The 13195-nt window shown below is 71.5% G+C and carries 9 protein-coding genes; 7 read left to right on the plus strand and 2 right to left on the minus strand.

The genetic code is table 11. From position 1 onward, the window contains the following. Positions 1 to 22 precede the first annotated feature (22 nt). From AB0D10_RS11220 to AB0D10_RS11250, 7 genes are all read left to right on the plus strand, one after another. Positions 23 to 1579: a sugar ABC transporter ATP-binding protein gene (locus AB0D10_RS11220; protein ID WP_360254283.1), complete on the plus strand. Its 1557-nt coding sequence runs from the start codon at positions 23 to 25 to the stop codon at positions 1577 to 1579. Next, positions 1563 to 2594: an ABC transporter permease gene (locus AB0D10_RS11225; protein ID WP_360254285.1), complete on the plus strand. Its 1032-nt coding sequence runs from the start codon at positions 1563 to 1565 to the stop codon at positions 2592 to 2594. The genes AB0D10_RS11220 and AB0D10_RS11225 overlap by 17 nt, the downstream gene beginning before the upstream one ends. Before the next feature lie 135 nt (positions 2595 to 2729). Beyond that, positions 2730 to 3425 (plus strand): FadR/GntR family transcriptional regulator, encoded by a 696-nt coding sequence (locus tag AB0D10_RS11230; RefSeq protein WP_360254287.1) that lies wholly within the window; start codon positions 2730 to 2732, stop codon positions 3423 to 3425. 69 nt (positions 3426 to 3494) lie between these two features. Then, entirely contained in the window at positions 3495 to 4532 is a 1038-nt protein-coding gene (locus tag AB0D10_RS11235; protein WP_360254289.1) for a sugar ABC transporter substrate-binding protein, read from the plus strand. Between the two features lie 111 nt (positions 4533 to 4643). After that, the gene (locus tag AB0D10_RS11240) at positions 4644 to 7460 is read left to right on the plus strand and encodes an RICIN domain-containing protein (RefSeq protein ID WP_360254291.1); all 2817 of its coding nucleotides are present in this window, start codon (positions 4644 to 4646) and stop codon (positions 7458 to 7460) included. Between the two features lie 610 nt (positions 7461 to 8070). After that, complete coding sequence (locus AB0D10_RS11245) at positions 8071 to 8949, plus strand: pyridoxal-phosphate dependent enzyme (RefSeq protein ID WP_360254293.1); 879 nt, start codon at positions 8071 to 8073, stop codon at positions 8947 to 8949. A 174-nt stretch (positions 8950 to 9123) separates the two neighbouring features. Next, positions 9124 to 9273, plus strand: coding sequence for a hypothetical protein (locus tag AB0D10_RS11250; RefSeq protein ID WP_360254295.1), 150 nt, complete (start codon positions 9124 to 9126; stop codon positions 9271 to 9273). Between the two features lie 68 nt (positions 9274 to 9341). Here the strand turns inward: AB0D10_RS11250 and AB0D10_RS11255 are convergent, their stop codons facing one another. Further along, complete coding sequence (locus AB0D10_RS11255; RefSeq protein WP_360254297.1) at positions 9342 to 11024, minus strand: S53 family peptidase; 1683 nt, start codon at positions 11022 to 11024, stop codon at positions 9342 to 9344. Between the two features lie 176 nt (positions 11025 to 11200). After that, on the minus strand, positions 11201 to 13036 hold the full coding sequence (locus AB0D10_RS11260; protein WP_360254299.1) for a M1 family aminopeptidase: 1836 nt from the start codon (positions 13034 to 13036) through the stop codon (positions 11201 to 11203). Positions 13037 to 13195 lie beyond the last annotated feature (159 nt).

A 13195-nucleotide genomic window follows, 5' to 3' on the forward strand; every position in this document is an offset into this window, starting at 1 on the left:
CCTGCGGAAAGGACACCCCGCCATGGCGGACCCCAGCCCCGCCCGGGGCCCCGTCGTCGAGGCCGACGGGATCAGCAAGCGCTTCGGCGCCACGGTAGCCCTCAGCGACGCCCGTATCTCGGTCGCGCCCGGCGAATCGCATGCCCTGGTCGGCCGCAACGGCGCGGGCAAGTCCACACTCGTCTCCATCCTCACCGGCCTGCAGAACCCCGACACCGGCACCCTGCGCTTCAACGGCGAGCCGGCTCCGGCCCCCGGCGACACCGACGCCTGGCGCTCCAGGGTCGCCTGCGTCTACCAGCGCTCCACCATCCTCCCCGCGCTGACCGTCACCGAGAACCTCTTCCTCGACCGGCAGAGCGCCGCAGCGCTGCGCCCGATCAGCTGGAAGCGGCTGCGCCACCGCGCCACCGAGCTGCTCGCCGAGTACGGCGTCGACGTCGACCCGACCGCCCGCGCCGAGGACCTGAGCATCGAGCAGCGCCAGTTCGTCGAGATCGCCCGGGCGCTGTCCTTCGGCGCCCGCTTCATCATCCTGGACGAGCCCACCGCCAAGCTCGACGCCCGCGGCATCGATCGGCTCTTCGACAAGCTGCGCTCGCTCCAGGAACAGGGCGTCGCGTTCCTGTTCATCTCCCACCACCTCCAGGAGGTCTACGACCTCTGCGCGACCGTCACGGTCTACCGGGACGCCCGGCACATCGTCACCACACCGGTCGCCGAACTCGACCAGAAGGCACTGGTGGAGGCGATGACCGGCGAGCGGGCGCGCGGCACCGAACCCGCGTGGTCGGTGAAGGGGCAGACGCGCCCGGACGGCGACCCGCTGCTGGACGTCTCCGGCCTCACCCTGGCCGGCGCCTACGCGGACTTCTCCCTGACTGCGCGCCCCGGAGAGGTCGTGGGCCTGGCCGGCTCGGCCGCCAGCGGCAACGTCCAACTCGGCGAAACCATCGCCGGCCTGCACAAGCCCGGGAGTGGCACGGTCACCGTCGCCGGCCGCCCGGTGCGCACCGGGCGCGTCCCCGCCGCCCTCGCCGCCGGCATCGGGTTCGTCCCCGAGGACCGGCACATCCAGGGCCTCATCCCGCAACGCAGTGTCGCCGAGAACGCCACGCTGACCGTCACCGACCAGCTCGGGCCGTTCGGCACGGTACTGCCCTCGCGCACCCGGGCGTTCGCCGAGCGGATGATCAAGGGCCTGGACATCAAGACGCCCGGTGCCTCCGCCCCGGTGTCCGCGCTGTCCGGCGGCAACCAGCAGAAGGTCGTCATCGCCCGGGCGCTGGCCACCGAGCCGCACGTGCTGGTGGCCATCCGGCCCACCAACGGCGTCGACGTCAAGTCGAAGGAGTCCCTGCTCGGCACCGTCCGCGAGGTCGCCGACGCCGGTAAGAGCGCCCTGATCGTGTCCGACGAACTCGACGACCTGCGGGTCTGCGACCGCGTCCTGGCCATGTTCCACGGCCGCGTCGTCGCTGAATTCGAGCACGGCTGGAGCGATGAACAGCTGGTCGCAGCCATGGAGGGCATGTCCGGCCCGACCGACACGAAGGAACCCCATGTCTCCCACCACTGAGGTACGCCCCCACGCGGCCACCGCCCCCGCCGCGCCCGCCGGCCGCCGCCTCGACCTCGCCCGCTACCGCGACCTGTCGCTCGTACCGGTCCTGCTCGTCCTGGGCGTCATCGGCTTCGCCGTCTCACCCGCCTTCCTCACCTCCGACAACCTCCTGGGCGTCGGCCAGCAGGCCACCGAACTGAGCCTGCTCGTCCTGGCCGAGGCGCTGATTCTGATCGCCGGCCGGATGGACCTCTCCCTGGAGTCCACGATCGGCGTGGCCCCCGTCATCGCCGTCTGGCTGGTCCTGCCCGACCACGGCGCGCGCTTCAACGGCCTCGGGCTCTTCCCTGAATGGACCGCCGTCCCGCTGTGCCTGGCCGTCGGCGCGCTCATCGGCGCGATCAACGGCTTCCTGATCCTCAAGCTGCGTCTCAACGGCTTCATCGTCACCCTCGGAGCGCTCACCGCGCTCCGCGGACTCCAGGTCGCCATCTCCCAGGGCCAGTCGATCGTCAACCTGCCCGGCTCCTTCACCTACCTGGGCAGCACCAGCTGGCTCGGCGCCCCGGCGGCAATCTGGATCTGCGCCCTGCTCTTCCTGGCCGGCGGGTGCGCGCTCGCCTGGCTGCGCCACGGCCGCGCCCTGTACGCGATCGGCGGCAACTCCGAGGCCGCCCGTGCCGCCGGCATCCGGGTCGACCGGATCACCTGGATCGTGCTGATCCTCGGCGGCCTGGTGGCCGCCTTCGCCGGCGTCCTCTACACCGGCCACTACGGCTCCATCTCCGCCGACCAGGGCAACGGGTGGATCTTCCAGGTCTTCGCCGCCACCGTCATCGGCGGCGTCAGCCTCAACGGCGGGCGCGGCACCCTGTTCGGTGCGCTCACCGGTGTGCTGACCCTCCAGCTCGTGGTCAACGTCATGACCCTCGCGGGCGTGCCGCCGCTGTGGAACCAGTTCCTCAACGGCGCGATCATCATCGTCGCCCTGATCATCTCCCGCTTCACCTCCGGCGAGAAGCAGGAGTGACAGGTCCGACGACCTGAGAGCCGCCGAAGCGGCGCGACCAGCCCGGCGGGTAACCGGTCGCGCCGCTTCGGCCTCCCCTTCCCCGCCTCTCGACCGACCACCACTCCCATGCCCGCACGCAGGAGGCGAACACCCATGACGGTGACCGACCAGGCCATCGAGAAGATCAAGGAGATGATCGTCTCCGGCGCCCTGCCACCCGGCGCGAGACTCCCCAACGAGGCCGACCTCGCCGACCAGCTCGGGCTGTCGCGCAACTCGCTGCGCGAGGCCGTCCGAGCGCTCACCGCGATGCGGATCCTCGTCCCCAGGCAGGGCGACGGCACCTACGTCTCCGGCCTGGAACCCCACCTCCTGCTGGAAGCCATGGCCTTCGCCGCCGACGTCTCCCACGGCCGCACCGCCCGACAGCTCCTCCAGGTACGGCGCCTGCTGGAGCCACAGGCCACCGCCCTCGCCGCCGGCCTGCTCACCGACGAACACCTGCGAACGCTGCGGGCCGCCCTCGACCGGAGCGCCGCGGCCGCCGGCATCGAGGAGTTCATCGAGCTGGACATCGACTTCCACCGCACCATCGCCGACGCCGTCGGCAACCCCGTTCTGTCCACCCTGCTCGGCATCCTCTCCACCCACACCCAGCGGCTGCGCATCGTCCGCGGTACGCACACCACCGCCCGCGAGCAGGCCCACCGCGAACACGAGGCCATCTGGCTGGCGCTGGTCAACCGCGATGCCGTCCTGGCCGCCAGTGCCAGCACCGTGCACGTCGCCGCCGTCGAGGACTGGCTGGCCGCCGGCACCGGCTCCCTGGACCTCGGCACCGTCTTCTGACGGCGACGTGCCGAGTCCCGAACATCCCCCCAGTGCGCACGCCCCCCACCGCCCAGGACGGTCTGACACATGAAGATCCGAACCATCCGGACCACCCGCACCGGCTCCGTCGCCGTGTTGCTCGCCGGCTGCCTCACCGCTTGCGGGGTCACTGACGACCCCGGCGGCTCCCGCCCGCAGATCGGCATCGACATCCCCCGCGCCGACTCCGACTTCTGGAAGGCCTACGCGAAGTACCTCCAGCAGGAGATCGACGACCAGCAGCTGCGTGTCCTGCCCCCGACCCGTTCGGACGGCGACGACGCGACGTTCACCGCCAACATCCACTCGCTGGCCGCCCGGCATCCCAAGTCCATCGTCATGGCGCCGCAGAACACCGTGGCCACCGACTCGACACTCTCCGACTTGTTCCGTGCGAACGTCCACGCCATCAGCGTGGACACCGAACCGGAGCACGGCAGCGTCTACATGGTGGTCCGCGCCGACAACAAGGCGTACGGCGCCAAGGCCTGCGAGTTCCTCGGCAAGCAGCTCGGCGGCAAGGGCAAGGTGGCCGAGCTCCAGGGCGCACTGAGCTCCATCAACGGCTACGAACGTTCCGAGGGATTCGCCGCCTGCATGAAACGCAACTTCCCCGGCATCCAGGTGATCGCGCTGGCCACCGAGTGGAAGGGCGACATCGCGTCCGCCAAGCTCCAGTCCACCCTTGCCGCCAACCCGGACCTGAACGGCATCTACCTGCAGGCCGGCGGCGTCTTCCTCCAGCCCGCCCTCGATCTCCTGCGTCAGAAGGGCCTGCTCAAGCCCGCCGGCCAGAGCGGCCACATCAGCATCGTCTCCAACGACGGCAGCCCCGCCGAGCTCGCCGCGATCCGCAAGGGCGACATCGACGCGACCGTCTCCCAGCCCGCCGACCTCTACGCCAAGTACGCCCTGTACTACGCCAAGTCCGCCGCCGAAGGCAAGGCCTTCCGACCCGGGCCCACCGACCACCAGTCGACCATCATCTCCCTGCCCAACGGCCTGGAGGACCAGCTCCCCTCATCCCTGGTCACCAAGGAGAACGTCGACGACCCGTCGCTCTGGGCCAACCACCCCGCGGGCTGACCGAGACGGGCCCCAGAACCAGACCGGCAGTCACCGCGACAACGGGACGACGGGACTCCGGTCTGTGCACCACCACTGATTACTCCCCCACCCCCGCTGAAGGGCCGCAACATGCGAAGTGCACCGGTGGTCAGGGCGATAGTCGCCCTGGCCCTTGGTACCACCGCCGCCGCCTGGTCACCCACCACGGCGACCGCCTCCTCGACCACGACCACCGCCTGGTCCAACGGCGCGTTCTCCGTCGACACCGCGAGCCTCGTCCGCGAGGCGAACATCGTCCTGGGCAGCCCGAACACCGCGGCGACCCAGTCGATGCCGTTGGGCAACGGCACCCTCGGCGCCGCGGTCTGGGCCGCCAACGGCTTCACCGCCCAGCTCAACCGCGCCGACACCCTGCCCGGCCGCAAGTCCCCCGGCTGGCTGCAGATCCCCGGCCTGTCGCGGATCACGAGCGCCGCCGACTTCACCGCCACCGTCGACCCGTACGACGGCGTGCTGCGCGAGTCCGGCGGCGGGATGAGCGCGGCGATCTACGTCCGCGCCGACAAGGACGAGCTGGTCGTGGACGTGACCGGCGCCGACCCGAACACCGTCCAGTCCGCCACCGTCAACCTGTGGTCCGGGCGCACCCCGGCCGCGGCGGCCTCCGGCGGCGTCGCGACGCTCGCCGAGACCTGGGTCGACAGCAACGCCACCACCGGATCCGGCCGGACCTTCGGCTCGCTGGCCGCGCTCACCGCCGGCGGGCGCAACGTCACCGCCACGGTCGCAGACCCGCAGACCGTGCGGGTGGACCTCTCCCCCAACCCCGACGGCAGCTTCCGGATCCTGGTCAGCAGCCCGAGCTGGACCGGCGGCAACGCCGCCGCCACCGCCGCCTCGCTGCTGGGTTCGGACGCGACCGCGAGCTCCGACACCCTGCAGGCACCGCACCAGGCCTGGTGGCACGACTACTGGGGCAAGCTCGGCCTGGTGAAGCTCTCCTCGGCGGACGGCACCGCCGCCTACCTGGAGAAGCTGCGCACCCTGTACTACTTCTACACCGCCGAGGAGTCCCGCGGGCCGCTGCCCGGCTCCCAGGCCGGAGTCGCCGACCTCTTCAACTTCTCCCAGGACACCCAGAACTGGTACCCGGCCGGCTACTGGTTCTGGAACATCCGCGGACAGGTGGCCGCCAACATCGGCGCCGGCGCCTTCGAGCTCAACACCGGCCTCTACAACCTCTACACCTCCAACCTGGCCAACATCCAGGCCTGGACCAGGACCCACATGGGCAACCGGCCCGGGATCTGCGTGCCGGAGACCATGCGCTTCAACGGCAACGGCTTCCAGAACGACGGCGACCCGTTCGGCGACGCCTCCTGCGACCAGGCGCTGACCACCTGGAACGGTGCCACGGTCTCCACCGGCGCCGAAATCGGACTCTGGGTCTGGCAGCAGTACCTGACCACCGGTGACAAGGCCTTCCTGACGGCGAACTACCCGCTCCTGCAGCAGTCCGCCCAGTTCCTGCTGGCCTTCACCACGGTCGGCCCCGACGGCGGCCGGCACGCGGTGGCCAACGTCCACGAGAACCAGTGGAACGTGCAGGACCCGGTCAACATGATCGACGCGATGAAGGGCCTCTTCCCCGCCACGATCTCCGCTGCCGAGATCCTGAACACCGACGCCTCGCTGATCTCCCAACTGCACGCCGCGATCCCGCAGATCCCCGACTACCCGCGCACCGACGCCGCGACCCACCGGCAGAACCTCACCGCCTCCGCCGACGCCTCCGGCACCGACGTGCTCGGCCAGTCCTCGCAGCCCAACGCGACGGTCTACAACACCGAGAACGACGACCTCGAAGCCGTCTGGCCCTACGGCCTGATCGGCGACAACTCACCACTGCTGCCCGTGGCCCGGCGCACCTACAACAGCCGGGTCAACGTCCAGCAGAACGACTGGAGCTTCGACGCCGTCCACGCCGCCCGCCTCGGCCTCGGCACGCGGGTCGCCGCCGACCTGACCGCCCTGACCCAGAAGTACCAGACCTATCCCACTGGCCTGGCCAACCTGTGGGGCCAGTCCGGCGGCACCGAGCCCTACATCGAGCAGGCCGCCAACGTCGCGCTCGCGATCAACGAGTCGCTGGTCCAGGACTACGACGGCCTGCTGCGGATCGCCCCGGCCCTGCCCCAGGGCTGGGACGCCGACGGCACCCAGTACATCCACGGCGGCAGCACCGTCTCCGTCCAGGTCCACGGCGGCGTCATCGGCACCGTCGGCATCCACGCCGGCTCCACCGGCACCATCGACATCCGCAACCCCTGGCCCGGCCAGAGCGTGTCGGTCGTCGACGGCACCGACCAGTCGACCGTCATCGTCCGCCCCACCAGGGCCGGACAGTTCACCATCCCGACCACGGCCGGCAAGTCCTACCTGGTCCAGCAGGTGTCGGCCCCAGTCTCCGGCATGACGTTCAGCCGGCTCTCCGGCACACCGGCGACAGCGGCCGGCCACCTGGGCACCGTCCAGATCGGCCTGGACAAGACCACCGGCACCGGCACCGGCCACATCACCGGCATCAACGGCCTGTGCGTCGACGACTCCGGAGCCGGCACCGCCGACGGCAACCCGCTCGTCGTCTGGGCCTGCAGCGGCACCGCCGCCAACCAGCAGTGGACCGTCGGCGCCGACGGCACCCTGCGCACCCTCGGCAAATGCATGACCGCCCCCGGCACCAACCCCGGCAACAACACCTCCATCCAGCTGTACGGCTGCGTGAGCGGCGCCGGAAACCAGGTCTGGCAGCCTCAGACCGACGGCACCCTCAAGAACCCGCAGAGCAACAAGTGCCTGGACGACTCGGGCGCCGGCCCTGCCGGCACCGGGCTGATCCTGTGGGACTGCTCTGCCGCCGCCAACCAGATCTGGCGCCTGCCCTGATCCCGACCTGACGCAACGACGCCCGGGGTGTCGACCAATGATGGTGGTCGGTCCCCGGGCACGCGTGGTCGTCGATGCCGCACTCATCCGACCTCGACGACCCGGAACCAACCCAGGCCGTCCTCGCCAAGGCCGCCACCGAACTGGCCCCCGTCGAGAACGTCGAACTCGGCGACCTCACCGGCCCCGCCCGGCAAGCCGTCCTCCTCAGCGGCGAGGACTCTTCCCCCGTCCAGGTCCTGCCGACCACCTCCTACGGCAGGACGGCCCCGCGAGAGAGACCGCCACGAAGCCGGCCGACGACCGCTGGCAGCGTCCGGCTTCCGTCCTTTACCCCTCCGGCAACAGTGACCAGCGCGAGGCCGTCTGCTTCACCCGGGAGCACGGATCACCGTCCGCCGACCTGAGCCGCGACCGAGTCCGTCCCGTCATCGAACGGTCCCTCGGGGCTCTCCCCCACACCTGGACCTCCCCCTACAGTCGCTCTCATGACAGGTCGTCCGCTGCTCCACCAACTCTGGCCGACACTCGCCGCGTCCCTGCCGTACCTGCCGCTGGGAGACGGGCCGACACCGGTACGCCCCCTGACGAAGCTCGGCTTCCGTTCTCCGTGTGGCTGAAGGACGAGAGCGGCTACGGCGGCGGTGGCTGGGGCGGGAACAAGGTCCGCAAGCTGGAGTGGCTGCTGCCCGAGGCCCGGAGCCGGGGAGCCCGGACGATCCTCAGCGTCGGCGGGCTCGGGACGAACTGGGGCCTGGCAGCCGCGCTCTACGCCCGCGAGCAGGGCCTCGACGTCGCCCTCGCGCTGGTCGACCACCCGGTCGACGACCATGTCCGGGCGCAGCTGCGGCGGCTGCGGTCCTCCGGCGCCGCTCTGCACTTCCTGCACACCAAGACCCGGCTGATCCTGGCGGTGCCCTGGCTCGTCGCCCGGTACACGCGCGGTCTCACCCTTCCCTACGTCCTCCCGGCCGGCGGCTCCTCACCGCTCGGCACCCTCGGGTACGTCGAGTGCGCGCTCGAGTTGGCCGGCCAGGTGCGCCAGGGACTGCTGCCCGAGCCGGGATGGATCGTGACACCGGTCGGCTCGGGCGGCACCGCCGCCGGGCTGGCCCTGGGGCTACGGCTCGCCGGGCTGCGGACGCGCGTCCTGGGAGTCGTAGTCAACGACACCCTGCGACTGGACGGCGCCACGCTCGTGGCACTGGCGGGGAAGGCCCACGCCCTCCTGCGGGCTCGTGGGGCCGACCTGCCGGAAGTCGGGCTCGGCCCGCACGACGTCGTCGCCGAGTACCGCTGGCTCGGTCCCGGCTACGCGCATCCGACCGGGCCCGGAGAGCAGGCGCTCGACCGCGCCTCGTCCCGGGCCGGCCTGGAACTGGAGCGGACGTACACCGCCAAGGCCTTCGCGGCACTCATCGGCCTCGACTCGGCGGGGTACTTCGGCAACGCGCCCGTGGTGTTCCTCAACACCTTCGGCCCCAGGTAGCCGTGCGGCGGCCACTCGCCCTCGCGGGCCGCGGGCAGCCGGCTCCCACCGCCACCAGGACAACCGCACCCGCCTCGCCCCGCTCCGCACCCTCGCGCTCAAGACCGTCGCAGCCGGCTGAGAGGAGCCTGCCCTGTCCCAGACCACGCTCGCATCACCACCAACCCGCTCTGGGTGGCCCGCTACGCCTCCACCGTCGGCACCCTGCCCACCGGTTGGGGCTACCAGACCTTCTGGCAGTTCGCGGACTCCGGCACCTTCCCCGGTGACCAGAACTACTTCAACGGCGCGGCCGACCGCCTCCGCGCGCTCGCCCTGGGCTGACGGACGGGCGTCGGTGCGGGGCCGCCGCAGTGCGTGCCCCGCACCGACGGGTGCGGACCGAAGAGGGGTCACAGGGCCTTGAGGCCGTCCAGCAGGTTCTGGCCGCCCGGGCTGCCGAGGCCGGTGCACGGGTCCCAGCCGGGCCCGGAGGCGAAGGCGCCGTTGCTGCCCTCGGTGACGTCCCGCAGCACGCCCGTCGCGAACTTCGCGTACAGCAGCGGGTTGAGGAAGCCGACCTGGGCACCGAGGCCCTGGTTGACCCGGGCGATCAGCGACGACCACATCGGGGCGGCCGCACTGGTTCCTCCGGTCTGGTTGAAGTTCACGCCGTCCACGCTCGGGATCACCACGCCGGTCTCGGGGTCGGCGAGCGCGGCCACGTCCGGGTCCCCGCGGCCCCGCTGGTGCGGCGGGTTGACGGAGGGCGGCACCATCACGGTGTCCTGGTAGGGCGGCACCGGGAAGATCGCGCTGACGCCGCCGCCGGTCCGGCTGCCCGGTCCGTCGTCCCAGACGGTCTCGCTGACGACCTGCCCCTGGCGCACGACCAGCCGGGTCCCGCCGACGCCGAGGACGTGCGGGTCGGAGGAGGGGTAGTCGGCGTGGGCGCGTTCGTCGTCGCCCTGGTCGCGCGAGCCGTCGTCGCCCGAGGCGCAGCAGACGGTGATGTTCTTCTCCGCCGCAGCCGCGAAGGCCCGGTCGATCCGGTCGACCGCGCCGGCGGTGAACAGGCTTCCGGCGACCAGCTCGGGGTTGCCGTAGCTGCAGGAGACCACCGTGGGCCGGTGGTCGGTGTCGTTGACGATCCGGGTGATCACGTTGACCCAGCCGCGCTCGGTGAACTTGGTGAAGTACACGACGATCTTCGCCTTGGGCGCGAGGGCGCCGACCACCGCGAGGTCGAGCATGATCTCGCCGGTGGTGTCCGGGGTGTCGGGTTCGGAGTCCTGGCCCGGGTCGTTGCCGGGGCTCCCGACGTTCGGGATCACCACGTCGGTGATGTCCGGCATCGGCTGGTGCAGGACGTCGACGAAGTAGGTCCGCAGGGCGTCGCGCGAGTAGCCCCCGGAGGGGACGCCCGGTGGTGTCTCCCCGTTGAAGGCGAGCACGGCGATGCACTGCCCGGCACCGTCGGTGTCCTCGGGGTAGGCGTACGGCGCCTGCAGGTCCGGTGGGAGGAAGGCGCCGGGCCGGATCACCGGGGCGGCGTGGGCCACCGGGACCGCCCGGGCGGCGCGGCGGATCAGCAGCCGGGAGCCGATCGGCCGGTCGTCCAGGCCGAACACGCCGGTGACGACGTCCTGGAGCCGGTCCGGCACGTGGATCCGGCCTTCCCGGCCGCGGTAGACCCGGGGCTTGCCCCGCGCGTCCTGGAAGCGGTAGCGGGCGAGGGTGACCCGGAAGGCGTCGGAGACGTCGCCGGTGGTGCCGGTCAGGTTGACGCTACGGGCCAGCGGGTCCTCGTCGGAGAGGGTGAGGCGGTGCTCGGCCGCGAAGGCCTCCAGTGCCTTGAGGTCCGTGGCGCTCCACCGGTGGGTGGCGGCGTACTCGTCGTCGGTCGGCACCGTACGGCGGGTCGGCGCCTGCAGCGCCAGCTCGTACACGTCCGGGCGCGGGGGCGCGTCGGGGTCGCGCCGCAGGTAGACGGTGACGGTGAGGGGGGTCCGTGGGTCGGCCGGTCCGATGACCCGCGCTCCGCCGAGCGGAACGCGGGAGCTGTCCGGCAGCGCCACGTAGTGGGTGCTCGACATGATCGCTCCAGCGGTCGGGTCAGCGCCGGGAGCCGCGCGACTTCGCGTCGTGTGCTTTCGACTGTCGACGTACGGCACACGCATATGCCGTACACGTACAGCGTCCCTCCGGCCGTGCCCCGCGTCAAGGCGCGTCGCCCCCGGCCGGGACCGGGGGCGACGCGGGCGGGAGAGGGTCAGCCGTCGATGCGGTGCTGACTCCAGAAGGAGGTCAGGTCGACGGTGGTGGCGGCCTGGGCCGCGGCCTTGAACTCCGCGGTGGTGGACACCCCGTACCAGTGCGCCTGCGCGTAGCTGCGCAGCAGCGTGGTCATCGCGGTGTCGCCGATGGTGCGGCGCAGGTCGTGCAGGGCGCACTTGCCGTAGCCGTAGACGACCGTGGAGTAGCGGTCGGAGTTGGCGTCCCAGTACGCCATCGAGTTGGTGATCCGTTCCGCCGACGAGGCCCAGGAGACGCTGTTCCAGCAGCCGTTGCCGGTCTTGCCGAGGGCGAGGTCGGTGGCGTAGTCGGTGAACGCCTCGTCCAGCCAGGGGCTGTTGTACTCGTCGTCGCCCACGATGCCGTACCACCACTGGTGGCCGATCTCGTGGGTGAGCGCCGTGGTGCTGACCAGGTCGAGGACGAAGCCCGGGTACTCCATGCCGCCGAACCAGAAGCTGTTGTCGATCACCGCGTCCAGTTCGCCGTACGGGTAGGCCCCGTAGCGCTGGGCGTGCGCGTCGACCGCCGAGGTCGCGGTGGTGAGCATCGACTTGGCGTCCGCGCTGCTGATCCCCGCCACCGAGTAGACGTTGACCTTCACGCCGGCCGCGGAGGTGCCGGAGATCCTGGTGAACGGCCCGGCGCCCCAGGCGAAGTCGCGGACCTTGCTCGCGGTCGCCTTGGTGACGGTCCGCCCGGCCGCGCCGGGGGTGTCCACCGAGGTGCCGGTCGCGGGCACCAGCAGGCCGGACGGGTGGTCCAGGGTGACGGTGAAGTCCGCGGCGACGGTGTAGAAGGACTCCCCGTTGTTGGTGTACGGGTCGAGGTGCCAGCCGGCCGCGTCCCGGACCGCCAGGACGGGCAGGGCGTTGCCGAGGAAGTTGTAGGCGCCGTCGTGGCCGAAGCGGTCCGCGCCGCTCGGCACGGTGATGGCGAGGTCGAAGCCGACGGTGCCGCTCTGCCCCTGGGCGAGCGGCGCCGGCAGGGTGACCTTGAGCGCGGTGCAGTCCACCGAGAGCGGGGAGGGCGTGCCGCCGGTCACGTTGGTCACGGTGATCGGGGTGCTGGGGCAGCTGCCGTGGGCGTTGTCCCACAGCCGCAGGTACACCTCGTTCAGCGGGGTGGGCGAGGCGTTGCCGAAGGTGACGCTCTCGTGCCCGGTCCAACTGCTCCCGGAGGCGTCGCTGGTGAGGCTGACGGTGTACCCGGGCGCGGACGGGGTGCGGGTCGGGTCACCGGGCTGGGGCGGGGTGGTGCCGCCGGAGGCGTCCAGGGTGACGTCGTCCAGGACGAAGCCGGTCTGCAGGCTGGAGTCCTCGACCCCGGTGAAGGCGAGCGTCGCGGTCTGCCCGGCGAACGCGGAGACGTCGACGGTCTTGTGCACGTACCCGTTCCCGGCGTCCAGGTTGGAGTAGGTGGCCAGGGTGGTCGAGCCGAGCTTGACGGTCAGTTTGTCGTAGGCGGTACTGGTGGTGGTCTCGGCGGTGTCGACGTGCAGCCAGAACCCGAGCGTGGCCGTCGCGCACCCGGTGGGGAGGGTGAGGGACTGCGAGAGCGTGTCGGTGTGGGTCGAGCCGTAGCCGTCGAGCCAGGCGTAGGAGCTGCCGGAGTGCGCACTCTGGCCGCTGTCGGCGGTGATCGCGCCGCTGGGTGCGGTCCACGGCGAACTGCCGGACTCGAAACCGCCGTTGGCCACCACCTGGGCGGGTGTGCAGTCCGCGGCGCTCGCCACATTGGGGGTGGCGAGCGCCGCGAGTCCGGCTGCCGCGAACAGGGCGGCGCCGGTCAGGGCATGCAGGAGTCTTCTCATCGGAACCTCTCGTGGGGAGCGGGCCGGGAGCAGCAGCGTGACAGCAAACCCGCACCTTTGAAAGGCTCATGACACCAAGTGCCCGGCCCCAGCGGGCCCCAGCGGGCCCCGGCGGTGCCCATCGAGCCCCACCGGGCGCCACCCCCGGCCCCACCGGGC

This window comes from Kitasatospora sp. NPDC048545, assembly GCF_040651155.1.
In the GTDB taxonomy this organism is placed as follows: Bacteria; Actinomycetota; Actinomycetes; order Streptomycetales; family Streptomycetaceae; genus Kitasatospora.